The sequence below is a fragment of the Salmonella sp. SAL4457 genome (assembly GCF_046548235.1).
Classification (GTDB): domain Bacteria; phylum Pseudomonadota; class Gammaproteobacteria; order Enterobacterales; family Enterobacteriaceae; genus Salmonella; species Salmonella enterica.
This window is the reverse complement of the sequence record NZ_JBGDZO010000514.1, coordinates 1-271: the sequence shown is the minus strand read 5'-3', so window position 1 is coordinate 271 and position 271 is coordinate 1. Positions and strand designations below refer to the sequence as shown.

The window sequence follows — 271 nt, the reverse complement described above, 5'->3', positions numbered from 1 at the left end:
CGACCGCGACACCGCCTCGCGCCTCGGCGTGAAGCTCTCCGACATCGACAGCGTGCTCTACAACGCCTTCGGCCAGCGGCTGATCTCGACCATCTTCACCCAGGCCACCCAGTACCGCGTGGTGCTGGAGGTGGCGCCGCAGTTCCAGCTCGGCCCGCAGGCCCTGGAGCAGCTCTACGTGCCGTCCAGCGACGGCACCCAGGTGCGCCTGTCGAGCCTGGCGAAGGTGGAGGAGCGGCATACCCTGCTGGCGATCAACCATATCGCCCAG

General features: G+C 68.3%; 1 protein-coding gene. It reads left to right on the top strand.

Annotated elements, in window-relative coordinates:
• The coding region (locus ACLJNW_RS25290) for an efflux RND transporter permease subunit (RefSeq protein WP_410961375.1) at positions 1–271 on the top strand (271 nt) is incomplete at both ends.